The sequence below is a fragment of the Thermobacillus xylanilyticus genome, from assembly GCF_907165215.1.
GTDB classification, from domain to species: Bacteria; Bacillota; Bacilli; order Paenibacillales; family Paenibacillaceae; genus Thermobacillus; species Thermobacillus xylanilyticus.
In genome coordinates this window covers 1-385 of sequence record NZ_CAJRAY010000005.1, presented here as the reverse complement: position 1 = coordinate 385, position 385 = coordinate 1, and the positions used below count along the sequence as shown (strand labels likewise).

Annotated in this window: 1 protein-coding gene; it reads left to right on the top strand. The window is 54.5% G+C overall.

Features of this window, described 5'->3' with window-relative positions:
- Positions 1 to 354: hypothetical protein (locus tag KJQ12_RS00940; protein ID WP_213483107.1), on the top strand; the 354-nt coding region annotated here is incomplete at its 5' end.
- Between the last annotated feature and the right edge of the window lie 31 nt (positions 355 to 385).

The window sequence follows — 385 nt, the reverse complement described above, 5'->3', positions numbered from 1 at the left end:
GGTGCATATTTGCACCATATTCGCCCGATCCAGCCCTCGGCCCGTCATTCTGGTGCATTTATGCACCATATTCAGCCGATTCAGCCCCCGGCCGGCTATCCTGGTGCATTTATGCACCATATTCAGCCGATTCAGCCCTCGGCCGGCTATCCTGGTGCATTTATGCACCATATTCGCCCGATCCGGCCCACAGCGCCTCATCCTGGTGCACATTTGCACCATATTTCCCGCACCCCGCAATCCATCCTGCGCCCAAAACCTTCGCCCGCGCGGCCATCCCCCGATTTGGTTCCGCAAGACCAATGGCTCTTCCACATTTGGCAATTCGTTAGAGTAAAATTTGTGTTGGGGTAAAGATTGGAAAAAGCGGGCATAGAAAGAGAGC